General features: G+C 45.8%; 17 protein-coding genes and 1 riboswitch. Of the genes, 8 read left to right on the forward strand and 9 right to left on the reverse strand.

What is annotated here, in order from left to right; all coding sequences use genetic code 11:
* Positions 1-561 carry an LOG family protein gene (locus BM099_RS13120; RefSeq protein ID WP_090728584.1) on the reverse strand — a complete coding sequence of 187 codons (561 nt, stop codon included), beginning with the start codon at positions 559-561 and terminating at the stop codon, positions 1-3.
* A 96-nt stretch (positions 562-657) separates the two neighbouring features.
* On the opposite strand from BM099_RS13120, the gene BM099_RS13125 reads away from it, so the two are divergent.
* Positions 658-1,140 (forward strand): CreA family protein, encoded by a 483-nt coding sequence (locus BM099_RS13125; RefSeq protein ID WP_090728585.1) that lies wholly within the window; start codon positions 658-660, stop codon positions 1,138-1,140.
* Between the two features lie 28 nt (positions 1,141-1,168).
* Here BM099_RS13125 and BM099_RS13130 read toward each other — a convergent pair whose 3' ends face one another.
* Positions 1,169-2,053, reverse strand: coding sequence for a LysR family transcriptional regulator (locus BM099_RS13130; protein WP_232349115.1), 885 nt, complete (start codon positions 2,051-2,053; stop codon positions 1,169-1,171).
* A gap of 145 nt (positions 2,054-2,198) precedes the next feature.
* Here BM099_RS13130 and BM099_RS13135 point away from each other — a divergent pair, with 145 nt between their 5' ends.
* Entirely contained in the window at positions 2,199-2,897 is a 699-nt protein-coding gene (locus BM099_RS13135) for a CoA transferase subunit A (protein ID WP_090728586.1), read from the forward strand.
* A 12-nt stretch (positions 2,898-2,909) separates the two neighbouring features.
* Positions 2,910-3,566, forward strand: coding sequence for a CoA transferase subunit B (locus BM099_RS13140; RefSeq protein WP_090728587.1), 657 nt, complete (start codon positions 2,910-2,912; stop codon positions 3,564-3,566).
* Positions 3,567-3,685: 119 nt separating this feature from the next.
* On the opposite strand, the gene BM099_RS13145 is transcribed toward BM099_RS13140, so the two are convergent.
* Positions 3,686-4,924: a L,D-transpeptidase Cds6 family protein gene (locus tag BM099_RS13145; RefSeq protein ID WP_143083774.1), complete on the reverse strand. Its 1,239-nt coding sequence runs from the start codon at positions 4,922-4,924 to the stop codon at positions 3,686-3,688.
* 253 nt (positions 4,925-5,177) lie between these two features.
* Positions 5,178-5,308, forward strand: a riboswitch (TPP riboswitch).
* A gap of 54 nt (positions 5,309-5,362) precedes the next feature.
* Here BM099_RS13145 and BM099_RS13150 point away from each other — a divergent pair.
* Entirely contained in the window at positions 5,363-7,441 is a 2,079-nt protein-coding gene (locus BM099_RS13150) for a TonB-dependent receptor (protein ID WP_090728589.1), read from the forward strand.
* An 87-nt stretch (positions 7,442-7,528) separates the two neighbouring features.
* Here BM099_RS13150 and BM099_RS13155 read toward each other — a convergent pair whose 3' ends face one another.
* The 6 genes from BM099_RS13155 to BM099_RS13180 form a co-directional block, all read right to left on the reverse strand.
* Entirely contained in the window at positions 7,529-8,710 is a 1,182-nt protein-coding gene (locus BM099_RS13155) for a thiolase family protein (RefSeq protein WP_090728590.1), read from the reverse strand.
* Positions 8,711-8,787: 77 nt separating this feature from the next.
* Positions 8,788-9,714 carry a branched-chain amino acid ABC transporter permease gene (locus tag BM099_RS13160; RefSeq protein WP_090728591.1) on the reverse strand — a complete coding sequence of 309 codons (927 nt, stop codon included), beginning with the start codon at positions 9,712-9,714 and terminating at the stop codon, positions 8,788-8,790.
* Positions 9,715-9,727: 13 nt separating this feature from the next.
* Positions 9,728-10,615: a branched-chain amino acid ABC transporter permease gene (locus BM099_RS13165; RefSeq protein WP_090728592.1), complete on the reverse strand. Its 888-nt coding sequence runs from the start codon at positions 10,613-10,615 to the stop codon at positions 9,728-9,730.
* A gap of 119 nt (positions 10,616-10,734) precedes the next feature.
* Positions 10,735-11,937 carry an ABC transporter substrate-binding protein gene (locus BM099_RS13170; protein WP_090728593.1) on the reverse strand — a complete coding sequence of 401 codons (1,203 nt, stop codon included), beginning with the start codon at positions 11,935-11,937 and terminating at the stop codon, positions 10,735-10,737.
* 62 nt (positions 11,938-11,999) lie between these two features.
* The gene (locus tag BM099_RS13175; RefSeq protein WP_090728594.1) at positions 12,000-12,713 is read right to left on the reverse strand and encodes an ABC transporter ATP-binding protein; all 714 of its coding nucleotides are present in this window, start codon (positions 12,711-12,713) and stop codon (positions 12,000-12,002) included.
* Positions 12,710-13,477 carry an ABC transporter ATP-binding protein gene (locus BM099_RS13180; RefSeq protein WP_090728595.1) on the reverse strand — a complete coding sequence of 256 codons (768 nt, stop codon included), beginning with the start codon at positions 13,475-13,477 and terminating at the stop codon, positions 12,710-12,712. The genes BM099_RS13175 and BM099_RS13180 overlap by 4 nt, the downstream gene beginning before the upstream one ends.
* Positions 13,478-13,763: 286 nt before the next feature.
* Between BM099_RS13180 and BM099_RS13185 the strand changes: the two genes are divergently transcribed.
* The 4 genes from BM099_RS13185 to BM099_RS13200 all read left to right on the forward strand — a co-directional run bounded on the left by BM099_RS13185 (position 13,764) and on the right by BM099_RS13200 (position 17,898).
* Positions 13,764-14,198: a MerR family transcriptional regulator gene (locus BM099_RS13185; RefSeq protein ID WP_090728596.1), complete on the forward strand. Its 435-nt coding sequence runs from the start codon at positions 13,764-13,766 to the stop codon at positions 14,196-14,198.
* Positions 14,199-14,219: 21 nt separating this feature from the next.
* A complete protein-coding gene (locus BM099_RS13190) occupies positions 14,220-15,386 on the forward strand; it encodes an isovaleryl-CoA dehydrogenase (protein ID WP_090728597.1) in 1,167 nt (388 codons plus the stop codon).
* 90 nt (positions 15,387-15,476) lie between these two features.
* Positions 15,477-17,084 carry a carboxyl transferase domain-containing protein gene (locus BM099_RS13195; protein WP_090728598.1) on the forward strand — a complete coding sequence of 536 codons (1,608 nt, stop codon included), beginning with the start codon at positions 15,477-15,479 and terminating at the stop codon, positions 17,082-17,084.
* Between the two features lie 13 nt (positions 17,085-17,097).
* The gene (locus tag BM099_RS13200; protein ID WP_090728599.1) at positions 17,098-17,898 is read left to right on the forward strand and encodes an enoyl-CoA hydratase/isomerase family protein; all 801 of its coding nucleotides are present in this window, start codon (positions 17,098-17,100) and stop codon (positions 17,896-17,898) included.
* Positions 17,899-17,900 lie beyond the last annotated feature (2 nt).

A 17,900-nucleotide genomic window follows, 5' to 3' on the forward strand; every position in this document is an offset into this window, starting at 1 on the left:
TTATTTCCACTTCTGCGCAGGCGCTTGATAATTGATTAAAAGCTCAAGCAGCTCTTCAGCGTCTGCACTCACCTGCATCATCTGTGCATATTCCGGGCGCATGAACTCCTGATTAACTACCGTATCTATGAAGCCTAATAACTGATCATAATAACCATTAATATTCAGGAAACCGCATGCCTTGTAATGATAACCAAGCTGCCCCCATGTCCAGATTTCAAAAATCTCTTCGAGCGTTCCTATTCCACCAGGCATCGCAATAAAAGCATCTGCCAGCTCTGCCATTTTTGCTTTTCGCTCATGCATGTCGGTAACAATAAATAGCTCGGTCACGCCGCTGTGCTGAATCTCTTTATCTGTTAGTGTAAGCGGCATAACACCATAAACCTTGCCACCCGCCTCAAGCACGCTATCGGCGATCACACCCATCAAGCCGGTCTTACCACCGCCATATACCAGTTCATGCCCTTGCTGTACTAACAACTGCCCCAACTGCCGGGCTTTGTCTGCAAATATTGGATTCACACCACGACCAGACCCGCAAAAAACTGCTATTTTCATTCCCGTTTCACTTCTTTAATGTAACAATGAGATCAGCTTACCAAAATTTTCTATGCAGAGTAGGCACAGATTGTTGCCTATTTTCATGAGGTTACCATGCTAAAATCTTTTGCTGCTTTCACCCTTCTCACCAGCACTCTTATTTTAAGCGGATGTTCTGACAATGAAGTTGGCAACGTCAGCCTGGGTATATTCACCACAAAAGACATCAAACTTGTAATCGTCAAAGACCCTGAAGTGCCAGGTGTCAGTTGTCATATTGCACATGTTGAGGCCAATCTTGATTTTGCAGATCCTTCCGATATGTCAATTGCCTGCCGACAAACCGGCCTCATCACCCTTGCTATGATCGCTGCTATCGATAAAAGCAAAGATGGCGAAGTGGTTTTTAAAACATCTAAAAGCATTCTTTTCAAAAGCCTGAAAGTCCGACGCATCTATGATGCGGAGAATAAAACGCTCATCTATGTCAGTTACTCAACCAAAGAGATAGAAGGAAGCCACAAACACTCGTTATCGACCGTGCCGCTCTGGGGCAATCCAGTGTGGAAAGAGGTTGATCAATTAGCAACGCAATAACAGTAAGAAAAACAATACTGATGCTTTACTAATACGTTGTTAAGAGAACATCCACTAAGCCCTTCGCGGCGGCAGATAATGGATAGCGCCGTCGTGTTATAACCCCTACCTGGCGACTAATCACCGGCGCTTCTAAAGGCCGGCATACAGCACCTAATTCAGTCATCTGCCCTAAACACAGCGAAGGCACCACACTCACACCCAAACCCGTAGCAACCATCCTACCGATGGTAGCCAATTGGTGTGTTTCGAACTGAGGTACAATTGTCATGCCTTGTTTTTCAAGCATTCGATCAACAAGCAGACGAATATTGGAAGGCCGCTGCAAAATGATAAAGTCATCTTGCAACAAAGCTTCCCACTGAACTATGGTTTGACTCAGCAAAGCATGCTGTTGAGGAAGCACGGCAATAAACCGATCATCGAACAGCGAGTGAAACAATAGATCCTCAGTGTCACCAGGATCAAAAGACACCCCCACCTCTACTCGCCCATCGCGTACCATATCAACAACATCTTCAGCGATGACATCATGTACCGTCATATTAATATGAGGATATTTATCCCGGAAATTACGGATTGCAGTCGGCAATTGATTCGAAGCGAAAGATGGCATGCTAGCGATTGCCACCTTGCCACGAAACAGAGAAAAACGACTATGCATTTCATCACACGCTTCATCCAGGTCTGCCAGCAAGCGCTGAGCCCGGGGATAGAAAGCTTCACCCTCCGGCGTCAGCGACAAAGTTCTTGTCGTACGCGATAACAACGGACCTCCTAACCCCTCTTCCAGATTTTTAATAGCCACACTTAATGCGGGCTGCGAAAGATGTACTAACGCACAGGCCTCAGTAAAGCTACGCGTCTTAACAACGGCCACGAACGCACGCAATTGCTTAATAGATATATTCATTTAATAAATTTATTAATTCTTCTATTAATTTCATTGGATAAATATAAAAGAGTATAAGACACTTAACAAACTATAAAACCGTCTCATTTCAGTTCTGCACGAGACGGGCCGAATAACAATAAGCTACAAGGCATGGAGATATTTAATGTCGGGTTTTGATAAAGTAGTACATAGCTACGAAGAAGCGATGGCTGGTCTTGAAGATGGTATGACAGTGATCGCCGGTGGTTTCGGTCTTTGCGGTATTCCTGAGAACCTTATTGCTCAAATGAAAAAAATGGGCACTAAGGATTTGACGATTGTTTCCAACAACTGCGGTGTTGACGGTTTTGGTCTGGGCATCTTGCTGGAAGACCGTCAGGTTAAAAAAATGGTCTCTTCTTACGTCGGTGAAAATGCGCTGTTTATGGAGCAGTTACTCGCGGGTGAGCTGGAAGTAGAATTAACACCTCAAGGCACACTCGCTGAAAAAATGCGCGCGGGTGGTGCAGGTATCCCTGCATTCTTCACCGCGACGGGTTACGGTACACCGGTAGCTGAAGGCAAAGAAGTCCGTGAATTCAATGGCCGTAACTACATAATGGAAGAATCAGTAACCGGTGATTTCGCCATTGTTAAAGGCTGGAAAGCCGACAGATACGGCAACGTCATCTATCGTCACACAGCTCAGAACTTCAACCCAATGGCAGCTACTGCAGGTAAAATCACAGTAGTAGAAGTGGAAGAGATTGTGGAGCCGGGCGAATTAGACCCGTCACAAATCCACACGCCGGGAATCTATGTTGATCGCCTGATTCTGGGTACTTTTGAAAAACGTATCGAACAACGCACAGTCCGTAAGTAAGGGGTTATTAAGATGGCACTAACACGTGAACAAATCGCAATCCGTGTAGCCCGCGAACTGCAGGACGGCTACTACGTAAATTTAGGTATCGGCATCCCAACACTGGTTGCTAATTATGTTCCGGAAGGCATGGAAGTTATGCTGCAGTCAGAGAATGGACTGCTCGGTATGGGACCATTTCCGACTGAAGATCAAATCGACGCCGATATGATCAATGCCGGTAAACAGACAGTAACGGCCGCCACAGGCGCATCTATCTTCTCATCCGCCGAATCATTTGCCATGATCCGTGGTGGTCATGTTGACCTGACTGTTTTAGGTGCATTTGAGGTTGATGTAGAGGGGAATATTGCCTCTTACATGATTCCTGGCAAGCTCATCAAAGGTATGGGCGGCGCAATGGATCTGGTGGCGGGTGCCGATAACATTATCGTCACTATGACTCATGCCTCTAAACACGGTGAGTCAAAACTACTGACTAAATGTTCGCTTCCACTGACCGGCGCAGGCTGTATCAAAAAAGTATTAACTGATCTGGCATATTTGGAAATTGAAGATGGCGCTTTCATCCTCAAAGAGCGCGCTCCAGGTATCTCTGTTGAAGAGATCATCGCTAAAACTGAAGGTAAGTTGATCGTTCCTGATCATGTACCGGAAATGGTTTTCTAAGGACTGCCTGAAAGCAATTATATTGCTGATTACCCGGACTTGTTTACTTCTCTGTTCAAGCAAGTTCGGGATTTTCAGTTAAATCTACTGACGTCCCTTTTACGACCCTTCTCTTACTGTTACTCACTCACCTCTCTGATAATCTTCCAGCCATCTGGTAACTTATAAAGACTCACCTGCTTGTTAGCCACATCACTATAGTTCTTAGCCCGATAGATTTGCCTGAAGCGCGCATGAGCAGTGACTAACGCATCAACCGTAATATCAATATTTTCCAATGTAAGCTGCACCTCTGTAGCTTTATTGATGCGCCTTGTTCTTTCTGCTGCCCATTGCTGATGACTATCATGCTTTACTGACTTGTAACCTTTAATATAAAAGTCCAAATAAGCACTCACATCCTGGCGTGACCAGGCAGCAGCCCAATCCAGCAATGCCTTTTCGACGTCTACTTCAGGGGTTTCCAGAGAGACTACTTCAGCGACTGCATCGATTTCAGCTACTTCAGCTACTTCAGCTACTTCGGCTACTTCGGCTACTTCGGCTACTTCGGCTACTTCGGCTACTTCGGCTACTTCGGCTACTTCGGCTACTTCGGCTACTTCGGCTTCAGAGTGTTTGGCTTGCGGGATAAATAGAGGCAAAACATCTTGCTTAGGATCGATTTCGATGAATGTCGCCGGGATAGAGGAAATTGAAAACTCCGTAGCATCGTGACTTTTTGTTTCCAAAAGTCCGATATCTGAATATTGCAACGCTACCGGCAAGCCTCTTGCCGATAAAAAAATCAGTGAAACATCAGCCTGGTTTTCCACACCGGTTAGATCTGAACTAGCCAGCTCTGTACTAGTCAGCTCTGGACTAGTTAGCTTGGTACTAGAAAGGTTATCCAGATATATCGAAAGGGTATTTATATTCTGAATAATCGTCATATGATCAGATTTGATTTTCTCCGCAGCCAACAACATCTTCATTGCTTCAGCATGCTTACCTTGATGAACCAGCACTAAAGCTAAATCATTGTAAGCTTCAAATTTCTTCGGATGGTCGCTAATAAGGCTTTGAAAGATTCGTTCCGCTTCTGAAAATCGTGCATGCTCAATAAGCAATTGACTGTGAAGAATATCTGCCTCGTAATTACTGATGACACTGTTCTGCCGGCCTTCGCTTATCAAACTCAAAGAACGTAACAAATCTCCCTTGCGAGAATACTCCAAAATCCTCTGATTCCACTTTTCATACATATCATATGAAAAGGACACTTCTTCTACCGGTTCTACAGAGCCTGCATCGCTTTCTACCACTAAATACAAAGATATAATGATAAAAAAAGCGATGATTGCCCACCTACGATCCATGTTTGACCAGCCTGTAAACATTATAAGAAGCCTACATTATTCAATTAGTTAGATTATTTTAAGCTCTAACAACATAATATTGTATTAGCAATTTGTTCGCTACTAACGCCTTTCAGCTTCTAATATGAGCATAAAACACCTAACAGCGACGCCTCAAACCACAAGATATATACAGCGTAGTCCATATTATTCTTTTGCTTCCTATCTTTTAATAATTTAACGTTTATAATCGCTCTTAGTTTACTCTTATTGAGTAATTCCTAAGGGGTGGCATAGAAACAGAGAGTCGATCAAATCCTCTCTTCGCCTGAGATGCATATGGAATGCGAACCCTTTGAACCTGATCCGGATGATACCGGCGTAGGAATAGGACAGTCGCACCACTCCTTTATTTTCCCGCTTCTCAACCGGGTCTCTGAGCTGTTTCCGGAGACTTGAATGACCTTAAAACCTGCCGTATTTATTAAATCCACACTAACACTGGCTGTTCTTTCAGCAAATTACGCCCTTGCCGCTAATGACGCCGATAACAATTTTTCACTTCCGGCCATTGTCGTCACATCAGGTTTTCGTGGTGCCGCCATTCAAGAAGTACCGACAAGCTTAACGGTAGTCAATGACCAAGTTATGGAAGAACGCAACGCAGACCATCTGGAAGACTTGATTAACCTGGCACCCAATGTGAACTCTTCCAGCGGCGCATCACGCGCCAAATACTTCCAGATTCGCGGTATTGGTGAACGTAGCCAGTTCATCGGGCCTATTAACCCATCCGTGGGAGTCATCATGGATGGTATTGATATGAGTAACATTGGCGGCGCAGCCACCATGCTGGATGCTCAGCAAGTAGAAATCCTGCGCGGCCCACAAGGTACATTGTACGGCGCTAATGCGCTGGCGGGTCTGATTAACATCCGCTCTAACGACCCAACTACGGTGACTACGGGCAATATCGAAACCACTATTAGCACCTATAACACGCGTCGCCTTTCCGCTGCTGTCGGCGGGCCGATTAATGATAGCGTAGGTTATCGTGTCGCCTTTGAAAGCAATAAAAGTGATGGATTTACCGAAAACGACTACCTCAACAAAGACAACACTAACAACATTGATGAAGCGCTGTTTCGCGGCAAATTACGCATAGAAGCCAGCGATTACCATATGATCGATCTGACAGCTTTTTATGCCAATATTGATAACGGTTATGATGCTTTTTCACTGGATAACACCCGCACGACATTATCTGATGAGCCAGGACATGACCGCCAGGAGACATCCGCTTTTGCGGCTAAATCCACCTGGACCGGGCATGATGCATTTACACTGGAAACATCACTCAGCTACTCTGATTCTGATCTTGAGTATGGTTACGATGAAGATTGGGCCTATGATGGGTTTCACCCATGGGGATACAACTCTTTTGACAATTACATCCGCAATAATAAAACAACCACCGCTGAAGCACGTTTAATCTCAGCTCCAAACGCAGAAATATTTAACGCAACAACGACGTGGGTAACCGGACTTTACTACTACAACCGTAGTTCTGACTTACAACGCCAATACACCTATTTACCCAATGATTTCACCAGTGAATACGATACAACTCGTATTTCAGCCTACGGTGAATTTGAAACATCACTTTCAGAACAATACATATTAACGACTGGCTTGCGTATCGAGCACTCTGAGTCTGAATACAAAGACAACGATGGCGCTTTTTCAAATCCAGAGGACCTATTAGTGGGCGGCCGGGCTGCTCTGGAATATTTAGTTAACCAGAACACCACAATCTATGGGTTGATCTCACGCGGTTATAAAGTGGGCGGATATAACGCAAATGGCTCGCTTCCGGACAGTTTAAAAGAATTCGATACTGAGTATCTGTGGAACTACGAAGTAGGTTCAAAAAATAATTGGATGAATAACCGTTTACAAACCCAAATTTCCCTCTTTTATCAACAAAGAGAAAATGCACAAATAAAAGGCTACCGAACCATTGCGAATCCCGGGGGCGGCACCAGCTTCATTGATTTCGTCGGTAATACAGATGAAGCATACAGTTATGGACTAGAGGCGGAAGCTCGTTGGGAGGTTAACACATCTGTTTCTTTGTTCGGCTCTTTAGGTTTACTTAACACTAAACTGGAAGATAGCAGCGCAGCCTTTGATGGTCGCGAAGCAGCCCAAGCGCCTAGTTATCAATACACTTTAGGTGCTAACTTCAATCATGGCCAAGGCTGGTTTTCCGGGATTGATATTGAAGGGAAGGATGAGTTCTACTTCTCTGACAGCCATAACCAAACATCAGAAGCTTACACCCTGCTGAATGCTCGCCTGGGCTATAAAACTAAGGACTGGAGTGTAACTTTATGGGGTAAAAACCTCACAGACGAAGATACTTACGTGCGTGGATTCTATTTTGGAAACGATCCTAGAACTGGATATGCTGATACCCTTTACACTCAGTTAGGCGCACCACGTCAACTTGGCCTTACCGCAAAAATGAATTTTTAAGATTTAACAGTAAAGCCGTTCAATAAAAACGCCGCTAACATTAGCGGCGTTTTTATCACACGGTCAGTCTTTAGTAGTGCGTATCAATCAGATCATTTCAACCGCTACCGCAGTAGCCTCGCCACCACCGATACACAGTGAAGCAACACCTTTCGACTTGCCTGCATTTTTCAGTGCATATAACAGCGTAACCAGAATACGTGAACCACTCGAGCCAATGGGATGGCCTAGCGCACAGGCGCCTCCGTTTACGTTGACTTTATCAGCATCCAGACCTAGTTCAGAAATAGCCAGCATAGACACCACAGCGAAGGCTTCGTTGATCTCGTAAAGATCGACATCATCTTTGCTCCAGCCTGCTTTTTTCAGCACTTTCTGAATAGCACCAATCGGTGCAATCGTAAATTCTGCAGGTAATTGCGCATGCGTTGAGTGGGCTACAATGCGTGCCAGCGGCTTCAAACCACGCGCTTTTGCATCAGACTCTTTCATCAGCATTAACGCAGAACCACCATCAGAAATTGAACTTGAATTGGCCGCGGTAATAGTGCCGTCTTTTTTAAACGCCGGATTCAACGAACGGATTTTATCCATGCGAGCATTACCTGGCTGCTCATCTGTGTCGACAATCCGGTCACCTTTACGTGACTTTACGGTAACCGCGGCTATTTCATCTTTGAAAGCCCCCGTCTCAATCGCTTGTAATGCTTTATTCAACGAACCAATAGCGAAGTCATCCATCGCTTCACGGGTCACATTAAAATCATCGGCACTTTTCTGAGCAAAAGCCCCCATCAAACCACCTTCATAGGCATCTTCCAGACCATCAAAGAACATATGATCAATAACTTGCGCATGCCCCATTCGCATTCCGGCACGTGCTTTAGGTAATAAATAGGGTGACTGGCTCATATTTTCCATACCACCGGCCAGCATTATATTCACCTGGCCTGCCATAATCTGGTCATGCGCCAACATCACTGCTTTCATACCAGAACCACACATCTTATTAATAGTGGTCGCACCTGCTGCATCAGGTATACCCGCGGCTCTGGATGCCTGGCGTGCAGGCGCCTGGCCTAAACCCGCAGGCAAAACGCAGCCCATAATCACTTCATCAATATCAGCAGCATTAATGCCCGCTTTCTCTACTGCTGCTCTGATAGCCGTTGCACAAAGATCCGGGGAACGGACATCACTAAAAACCCCCATCATACCGCCCATGGGCGTTCTGGCAGCACTGACGATGACGACTGAATCCTGACTCATAACTAAACTCCAGTTTACGTAAACGTTAAACTATATTAATTAAAAAACCTCGCTATTGATAGCGAGGCTCAAATTGATTAACCGAAATTGCGTTTAACAATTTTCTGGATTTCACCAACAATACCGCCACGAAATGCCAGCACACAAACAATAAAGATCAACCCCATGATGATATGCACATAATTACCAAGCTCACCCCCTGACAGGAAGTTCTGTAGCCCGACAACTGCTGCCGCACCCACCAGAGGACCAAATATTGTGCCCATGCCTCCTAACAAAGTCATTAATACGACTTCGCCTGACATATGCCAATGTACATCAGTCAGTGACGCCAACTGGAAAACCAATGTTTTTGTTGAACCTGCCAACCCGGATAGCGCTGCTGAAATTATAAATGCAACCCATTTATAATCATTTACGTTATAACCCAATGAAGTGGCACGCGGCTCATTTTCACGGATCGCCTTTAAGACCTGACCAAAAGGTGAATGCACCGTACGGTTAATCAACCAGAAACCAAACAAGAAAACAGCCAACACGAAATAATACATATTCAGGTTATCGGAAAGGTCGATAAGTCCGAACAAGTAGCCACGCGGTATCCCCTGCATTCCATCCTCACCGCCGGTAAAAGGCGCTTGCAAGAAGACGAAAAACATCAACTGGGCCAGAGCCAACGTCACCATCGCAAAGTAAATCCCTTCACGCTTAACCGACAACTTACCGTAAATTGCACCTAACAGAGCAGCTGCAACAGTCCCCCCGAGAATACCCAACTCCGGAGTAAGACCCGTGTTCATCATCAGGTAGCCGGTTACATAGCCGCCCGTTCCAAGAAATACAGCGTGACCAAAAGACAACAAGCCAACAAAGCCTAACAACAGATTAAATGCACAGGCGAACAATGCAAAGCACAAGATTTTCATCAATAAAACAGGGTACATTACGAACGGAGCAACCAGAGCAACGCCCAACAAACCAATATACAACTTAGATATTTTCATGATCGGGTCCTCCTCAGGCTTCTTTACCAAATAAGCCAGCAGGCTTGATTAACAGAACAATTACCATGACAAGGAAAATGACCGTATTAGACGCCTCGGGATAGAAGTATTTCGTTAAACCTTCAACAATACCCATACCTAAGCCTGTAATAATTGCACCACCGATCGAACCCATCCCACCGATAACAACGATAGCGAATACGACAATCAGTATGCTTGAGCCCATGTCCGGAGATACCGAATAGACAGGTGCCGCCATTACACCAGCGAACCCCGCTAACGCCACACCGAAGCCAAATGTAAGTGTCACCATTAACGGCACATTGATACCGAAAGCCTGCATCAGAGCGGCGTTTTCAGTGCCTGCTCGCAGATAAGCACCCAGTTTAGTTTTCTCAATCATCCACCACGTAGCAAAACAGACAGTTAGCGAAGCAATAATGATCCAGGCGCGATAACTAGGCAGATACATAAAGGGTAATTTAGTCCCCCCCTTCAATGCATCAGGAATAGCATAAGACAGCCCCGAGGAACCAAACATGTGAGTGAACAAACCTTGTAACACCAGTGCCACACCAAAGGTGAGCAACAATGAATAGAGATGGTCTTCATTGGCTATCGGGCGAATCAGGAAACGCTCCATCAGAATACCCAAAAGGCCGACCACCAGCGGTACAACGATCAGCGCTGCCCAGTAACCAATGCCAAGATACTGCAATCCCAGGTAAGCCCCGAAGGCTCCCAGCATATAAATTGCACCTTGCGCAAAATTGATGATCTTCAGCAATCCAAAAATAATTGCCAAACCAAGACTCAGCAAGGCATAAAAAGATCCGTTGATTAAGCCAACCAAAAGCTGACCAAATAAGCCAAACAGGTTGATTCCCAGAAACGTCGCCATATTTCTACCTCAAAAATTCGACCTGAATTACAAAACAGATGCGAACACGCGCCCGCTCCCCATCCTGACTTACGCGTCCTGATGGGGATTCAGTGAAATCACTGGCAGGCTATTTTTTATTATTTAAAGTCACATTCAGGCAGGATGGGAGCAAATGCCTCATTACCTGGGATAACGCTTTGAATAGCGAAAATATCATCTGGTGATGTACGCTCAGATCCTTTTTTAATTTTGATCAAATACATATCATGCACCATACGACCGTCAGAGCGCAGTGTTGCATTCTTCGCAAAGAAATCGTCTGGGTTATTTGCCTTCATATGCTTCATTACAGTATCAGAATCATCCGTACCTGTTGCTTTAACAGCATTCAGATAATGCATCGTTGCTGAGTACGCACCGGCATGCGGCATAGCAGGGATTGCACCGTGACGCTCTTTAAAACGAGCACTCCACGCACGAGACTCATCATCACGATCCCAGTAGAAACCTGTTGTAGCCAACATGCCACCGGCGATTGCCGGATCCAGCGCCTGCGCGTTTGGCGTAAACACCAACAACCCAGCGACGTCCATCATATCTGTTAAGCCAAACTCAGCCGCTGTCTTCAGAGAGTTTACAAAGTCTGCACCGGCATTTGCCAGGCCGACTACTTCAGCACCTGATGCCTGAACCTGAAGAATGTAGGAAGAGAAATCTGTCGTACCCAAAGGTGCACGTACCGCACCGACAACTTCACCACCTTCTTCCTCAATCACTTTAGTAGCAATACCTTCCAGGGCATGACCAAATCCATAATCGGCGGTAATGAAGAACCATTTTTTCTTACCGCCCTGAACCATGGGCTTAACAGTACCATTCGCCAATGCTGTAACGTTGTATGTCCAATGCGCATTGTAAGGAGAACACGATTTAGTAGTAAAAGCATCGCTGGCAGACGCTGCAATCATGGCTATTTTTTTAGCATTTGTTGTGACTTCAGTAACCGCTCCGGTGACACTGGAAGCAACTAACCCATTGATTACATCAACTTCTTCGTTTTCAATCCACTTACGTACGATGGCAGAACCGACATCAGGTTTGTTCTGATCATCAGCTGACACGACTTCAATTGGCTTACCTAATACAGTACCACCAAAGTCTTCAACAGCCATCTCAACAGCCGTCACACAACCCTTACCGCAGATATCTGCATAAACACCGCCCATATCAGCCAACACACCAATCTTAACCTTGTCATTTGATAAGTCGGCATGTGCAGCTGTAGAGGTTAAAGCCACCGCCATTGCAGCGGATAAAAGTGTTTTGTTCATTGATTTCATTATGACTCTCCTGGTTAGAGCATTTTTTATTGTTATAACTTTAAATAGATATCTGATTAATATCAGACACCCAAATACGTGTTCAAAAGTTCTGTTTTTGCTTTAAGTTCATGCGCATGCACTTGTTCGACGATATGCCCATGCTCCATCACGTAGTGGCGGTCTGCAATCGGAGCCGCAAAACGAAAGTTCTGTTCGACCAGTAAAATGGTTAAACCACGTTCTTTCAGCGCCATCAGCACTTCTGCTAATTTTTGAACGATGACAGGTGCCAAACCTTCGGTTATTTCATCAAGTAGCAAGATGTTTGCACCGGTGCGCAAAATACGCGCTAACGCCAGCATCTGCTGCTCCCCACCTGACAAACGCGTTCCCTGGCTGAAACGTCGCTCATACAGGTTTGGAAACATCTCATAGATCTCTTCAACACTGACACCATCAGAACGCACTGCGGGCGGCAACATTAAATTTTCTTCAACATTCAGGCTGGAAAATATGCCGCGCTCTTCCGGGCAGAAACCTATACCTAAGTGCGCTATTTTATGCGCTGGCATATTGATAGTTTCAGTACCATTAATCACAATCGAGCCGGTACGTCGGCCCACCATGCTCATAATAGCTTTGAGCGTTGTTGAACGCCCTGCTCCATTTCGACCCAACAAAGTAACAAGCTCACCCTGCCCGATAGACATGTCGATACCATGAAGAATATGAGATTCTCCATAAAAAGCGTGCAAATCATTAATACGGATTTTTTCAGGACGTGTAGTACTCATGCTTGCACCTCATCAGCGGCAACACCTAAATACGCTTCCTGAACACGAGGGTCAGCAGAAACTGACTCATAATCACCTTCGGTCAGAACGGCTCCCCGTTGCAGCACCGTTATCTGATCTGCGAGCTTGGAAACCACATGTAAATTATGCTCAACCATCAAAATGGTGCGGTCTTTAGAGACCCGCTTAATCAGGTCAGCAACCACATCTACATCTTCATGCCCCATGCCCTGTGTCGGCTCATCCAGCAACATCAACTCAGGCTCTAATGCGAGCGTAGTCGCAATCTCCAAAGCACGTTTACGGCCATAGGAAAGATCTACCGTTTTCGCACCCGCAAAATCCCCCAAGCCAACCGACTCGAGCAACTCCACAGCCCTGTCATCCAGACGATTAAGCACTTTATCCGATTTCCAAAAATGAAAACTATTACCCTCTTTTCGCTGCAATGCGACACGCACATTTTCCAACACACTCAGATGAGGAAATACAGCCGATATCTGAAACGAACGAACGACACCTCTGCGTGCTATCGCTGCAGATTTCATTGACGTAATATCATTACCATTAAATAAAATCTTGCCTGATGTCGGTGTCAGGAACTTAGTTAAAAGGTTAAAAACGGTGGTCTTACCAGCCCCGTTTGGACCTATCAGCGCATGTATATGACCTCGCTGAATCTTAAGACTCACATCATCTACGGCCGTAAAGCCTTTGAATTCTTTTATGAGATTCTGGGTCTCCAGAACGTAATCTGCACTCATGCGGTACTATGCCTCTTTTGTTCTTATTGTGCATCTTTCGCTGCGCTGAATACTTACTTTTACGTAAGCGCTGTATAGAAATTAGCAATTTCCCTTACTGGAAGCCAAGTAGTACTTTGGTCTAATACCGCCTTATAAAGGCCCTATTATGATGTATTAAACAATATAAAACAAAGACTTAACCAATTAAAAAATAATCATGTATAATTTCACTATGACCTTTTGCTACTTTACGTTTACGTAAACTTCCGCTACATTAACCTTACAGAAAATATGACACACAACTATGGAAAATAAGGCAACATACTCAATCAGCGAACTGGCAACCGAATTTGATATTACGACACGTAGTATTCGGTTTTATGAAGATCAGGGTTTGCTTTCTCCTCGGCGCCGGGGACAAACACGCATTTACAGCCGGCAGGACCGGGTGCGCCTTAAATTAATTTTACGCGGCAAGCGATTAGGCTTTTCGCTTGCTGAAACCCGGGAGTTATTTGACCTTTGGGACGAAACCTTGTCTGGTAGCGAGAAGCAGCTAAATCTGCTATTGAATAAGATCCTGGAGCGTAAAGCAGCTCTTGAACAGCAACTCAACGATATCGCAATGGTTCGATTAGAACTTGAAAGTGCCGAAAACCGTTGTAACGAAGCACTTAAGGAACTAACGGACAAAAAAACAAAAAGCGAACCTGGACTGAACACCATCAGACAGGAATAAGCAAAACTAAGGATGTGAAAGATGATTTCTCAATACACAGAGTTGAACTTCGGACTTGGCGAAACAATCGATATGCTACGCGAACAGATCAATAGCTTTGCGGCTAAAGAGATTGCACCTCGAGCAGAACAGATTGATCACGACAACGAATTTCCAAACGACTTATGGCGCAAATTTGGTGATATGGGTCTGCTCGGCATTACCGTTAGTGAAGAATACGGTGGTGTTGGCATGGGTTACGTTTCCCATATCATTGCAATGGAAGAGATCAGCCGCGCATCGGCGTCAGTTGGTTTATCTTATGGCGCTCATTCAAATCTCTGTGTGAACCAGATTCATCGCAACGGTACTGAAGAACAGAAACACAAGTACTTACCTAAACTGATCAGCGGTGAACACATTGGCGCTTTAGCCATGTCTGAGCCAAACGCAGGTTCTGATGTTGTTTCCATGAAGCTCAGCGCACGTGACAACGGCGATCACTATCTGCTGAACGGCAACAAAATGTGGATCACCAACGGCCCTGATGCCAACACCTATGTCATCTACGCAAAAACCGATATCAAAGCAGGCCCTCGTGGTATTACCGCTTTCATCGTTGAACGTGATTTTCCTGGCTTCTCCCGCCATCAGAAACTCGACAAACTAGGGATGCGCGGCTCCAATACATGCGAACTGGTTTTCCAGGACTGCCCTGTTCCAAAAGAAAACATTCTCGGCGAATTGAATGGCGGCGTGAAAGTACTGATGAGCGGTCTGGATTATGAACGCCTGGTCTTATCGGGAGGCCCGCTGGGTATTATGCAAGCTGCCATGGATATCTGTGTTCCTTATATTCGTGACCGTCAGCAGTTTGGCAAGCCTATTGGTGAGTTCGAACTGGTACAGGGAAAAATTGCCGACATGTACACCCTGATGAACGCCTCAAAATCTTATGTTTACCTGAACGGTATGGCGGCAGAGCGCGGCGAAACCTCGCGTAAAGATGCTGCTGGCTGCATACTCTTTACTGCAGAAATGGCGACTAAAATTGCTCTGGATGCTATCCAGCTGCTCGGTGGTAATGGTTATATCAACGAATTCCCTACGGGTCGTCTGTTACGTGACGCCAAGCTATATGAAATCGGCGCGGGCACCTCTGAAATCCGCCGCATGCTAATCGGACGTGAGCTTTACCTTAACAAGTAACCGCTTTCTTTTTATCAGCTTATATCCCATCAAATACAACTAAACAGATTCAGATGATCATGCATCATCTGAATCTAATGAGGACAGGATATGTCGATCATCCAATCCAAGGTAAACACACGTGCTGAAGATTTCGTCGCCCGTCAGGAGTCGATGCAAACTGCCGTTTCAGATTTACGTGAAAAAGTCAGTGTTATTGAACAAGGTGGCGGCCCCTCTTATCAGGAACGTCATACGGCGCGCGGCAAGTTACTTCCGCGTGATCGTATTAATACCTTAATTGATCCGGGCTCAGCTTTTCTTGAGCTGTCTCAAATGGCCGCTTATAAGGTCTATGAAGACAACATTCCAGCCGCCGGCATTATCACCGGTATTGGCCGTGTATCTGGCCAGGAATGCATGATCATTGCCAACGATGCTACGGTAAAAGGTGGAACTTATTTCCCACTCACTGTTAAAAAGCATCTTCGTGCACAAGAAATTGCAGAACAAAACCACCTGCCATGTATCTACCTGGTTGACTCCGGCGGCGCCAATCTACCTCAGCAAGATGATGTGTTCCCTGATCGCGACCATTTCGGACGTATCTTTTTTAATCAGGCTCGCATGTCCTCTAAAGGCATACCACAGGTTGCTGTTGTAATGGGCTTGTGTACTGCAGGGGGCGCTTACGTACCCGCCATGGCTGATGAATCAATTATCGTTCGCAATCAAGGCACGATCTTTCTGGCGGGCCCGCCGCTGGTTAAAGCCGCCACGGGCGAAGTGGTCAGTGCTGAAGATCTTGGCGGCGCTGATGTTCACTGTAAAGTATCAGGCGTTGCCGACCACTATGCAGAAAACGACCAGCATGCACTGCAGATAGCACGTACCTGTATCGCTAACCTGAACCGTAAGAAAGAGATCAACCTGGACATTAAGCCTTCTGTAGAGCCTCTCTACCCTGCTGAAGAGCTATACGGTATTGTCGGTACTGACCTTAAAAAGCCTTTTGATGTTCGTGACGTGATTGCACGCATTGCTGATGGCTCTGACTTTGACGAGTTTAAAAAGAACTACGGCACCACATTGGTCACCGGCTTTGCACATATCTATGGCTACCCTGTCGGCATTATTGCAAACAACGGTATCCTGTTCAGCGAGTCTGCACAAAAAGGCGCTCACTTCATTGAACTCTGTTGTCAACGTAAAATACCACTGCTGTTCCTGCAAAACATTACCGGATTTATGGTTGGCCAGAAGTATGAAGCGGAAGGTATTGCCAAACATGGAGCCAAGCTGGTTACAGCGGTTGCCTGTGCAGAAGTGCCAAAGCTGACCGTATTGATCGGTGGCTCATTCGGAGCAGGCAACTACGGCATGTGTGGTCGGGCATACAGCCCTAACTTCTTATGGATGTGGCCAAATGCACGCATCTCCGTCATGGGTGGTGAACAAGCCGCTGGCGTTATGGCCACGGTGACACGCGACGGCAAAGAGCGTAAAGGCGAAACATGGTCTGCTGAAGAGGAAGCCAAATTCAAAAAGCCGATTGTTGATACCTACGAACACCAGGGGCATCCTTATTATGCCTCTGCGCGCTTGTGGGATGACGGGGTGATTGATCCTGCCCAAACCCGCGCCGTTATCGGTATGGGATTATCTGCCGCGCTGAATAAACCGGTAGGCGAAACCCGCTTCGGTATATTCCGGATGTAATGGAGTGACTATTATGACCAATAATAATAATCGTGTACTCCTGAGTATTAGTGAAGACGGCATCGCCGAACTGACACTGAACCGTCCGGAAGTACATAATGCTTTTGATGATGATGTAATCGAACAATTGATCGCTCAACTTGAAAGCGTTGCCAATAATGAGGCTGTTCGCGTATTAGTCTTACGCTCAAACGGTAAGAATTTTTCTGCCGGTGCGGACCTTGGCTGGATGCGCCGGATGGCGAAAAACTCCCATCAGGAAAACCTGCAGGATGCAGGTCGCCTCGCCAAACTCATGCAACTGCTTAACGATCTGAATAAGCCGACTATCGGCCTGGTTCAGGGTGCAGCTTATGGTGGTGCAGTCGGACTGGCAGCCTGTTGCGATATGGTTATCGCTTCTGAAGACGCGCAATTTTGTCTGAGTGAAGTAAAGATCGGTCTTATTCCCGCGGTAATAAGCCCCTACGTTGTGCGGGCTATTGGCGAGCGTCAATCTCGTCGCTACTTCCTGACGGCTGAACCCTTTTCTGCTGCTATTGCGCAGAATTTCGGATTGGTACATGAAGTCGTTGCTTCTCCTGAGCTTTTTGATGATGCCTGCGCTCGCATCACTCGCACACTCAGCAAAAACAGCCCACAAGGAATGCGTGCAGCAAAAGAACTTACCTTTGCTGTGAGCCATAAAGTTATTGATCAAACCGTTATCCAGGATACGGCCCAACGCATTGCTGATATACGTGTCAGTGCTGAAGGACAGGAAGGCTTGAGTGCTTTTCTTGAAAAACGTAAACCCAACTGGATTCAGGAGTAAGT

Source organism: Neptunomonas qingdaonensis (assembly GCF_900113275.1).
GTDB classification, from domain to species: domain Bacteria; phylum Pseudomonadota; class Gammaproteobacteria; order Pseudomonadales; family Balneatricaceae; genus Neptunomonas; species Neptunomonas qingdaonensis.

Coding starts and splice junctions, on each gene's coding strand:
- BM099_RS13120 (WP_090728584.1), bottom strand. CDS start 561: ATGAAAATAGCAGTTTTTTGCGGGTCTGGTCGTGGTGTGAATCCAATA.
- BM099_RS13125 (WP_090728585.1), top strand. CDS start 658: ATGCTAAAATCTTTTGCTGCTTTCACCCTTCTCACCAGCACTCTTATT.
- BM099_RS13130 (WP_232349115.1), bottom strand. CDS start 2,053: ATGAATATATCTATTAAGCAATTGCGTGCGTTCGTGGCCGTTGTTAAG.
- BM099_RS13135 (WP_090728586.1), top strand. CDS start 2,199: ATGTCGGGTTTTGATAAAGTAGTACATAGCTACGAAGAAGCGATGGCT.
- BM099_RS13140 (WP_090728587.1), top strand. CDS start 2,910: ATGGCACTAACACGTGAACAAATCGCAATCCGTGTAGCCCGCGAACTG.
- BM099_RS13145 (WP_143083774.1), bottom strand. CDS start 4,924: ATGGATCGTAGGTGGGCAATCATCGCTTTTTTTATCATTATATCTTTG.
- BM099_RS13150 (WP_090728589.1), top strand. CDS start 5,363: ATGACCTTAAAACCTGCCGTATTTATTAAATCCACACTAACACTGGCT.
- BM099_RS13155 (WP_090728590.1), bottom strand. CDS start 8,710: ATGAGTCAGGATTCAGTCGTCATCGTCAGTGCTGCCAGAACGCCCATG.
- BM099_RS13160 (WP_090728591.1), bottom strand. CDS start 9,714: ATGAAAATATCTAAGTTGTATATTGGTTTGTTGGGCGTTGCTCTGGTT.
- BM099_RS13165 (WP_090728592.1), bottom strand. CDS start 10,615: ATGGCGACGTTTCTGGGAATCAACCTGTTTGGCTTATTTGGTCAGCTT.
- BM099_RS13170 (WP_090728593.1), bottom strand. CDS start 11,937: ATGAAATCAATGAACAAAACACTTTTATCCGCTGCAATGGCGGTGGCT.
- BM099_RS13175 (WP_090728594.1), bottom strand. CDS start 12,713: ATGAGTACTACACGTCCTGAAAAAATCCGTATTAATGATTTGCACGCT.
- BM099_RS13180 (WP_090728595.1), bottom strand. CDS start 13,477: ATGAGTGCAGATTACGTTCTGGAGACCCAGAATCTCATAAAAGAATTC.
- BM099_RS13185 (WP_090728596.1), top strand. CDS start 13,764: ATGGAAAATAAGGCAACATACTCAATCAGCGAACTGGCAACCGAATTT.
- BM099_RS13190 (WP_090728597.1), top strand. CDS start 14,220: ATGATTTCTCAATACACAGAGTTGAACTTCGGACTTGGCGAAACAATC.
- BM099_RS13195 (WP_090728598.1), top strand. CDS start 15,477: ATGTCGATCATCCAATCCAAGGTAAACACACGTGCTGAAGATTTCGTC.
- BM099_RS13200 (WP_090728599.1), top strand. CDS start 17,098: ATGACCAATAATAATAATCGTGTACTCCTGAGTATTAGTGAAGACGGC.